Below are 204 nucleotides of genomic sequence, written 5' to 3' on the forward strand. Positions count from 1 at the left end.
GAGCTAATCATTTCTCTGAGCTGGCAATTGAGACCTGCCTAACTTTGCGAGCTGTATTTCGCTTGTCTCTTCGTGCTGCACAAGGCTTTATTTCCTCACTGATATCAATGATGAAGCTTGATTTGGATACGCCAACTTATAGTTGTTTGTGTAAGCGAAGTGCAGAGCTGGCTGTTCATTACAGACCAAATACCAGTACTTCCG

The 204-nt window shown here is 43.6% G+C and carries 1 protein-coding gene; it reads left to right on the top strand.

All coding sequences use genetic code 11. From position 1 onward, the window contains the following. Positions 1–204 (top strand): transposase (locus CWB99_RS23305; RefSeq protein ID WP_171045440.1); only part of this gene is annotated, 204 nt, incomplete at both ends.

It is taken from the genome of Pseudoalteromonas rubra (assembly GCF_005887095.1).
GTDB classification, from domain to species: Bacteria; Pseudomonadota; Gammaproteobacteria; order Enterobacterales; family Alteromonadaceae; genus Pseudoalteromonas; species Pseudoalteromonas rubra_E.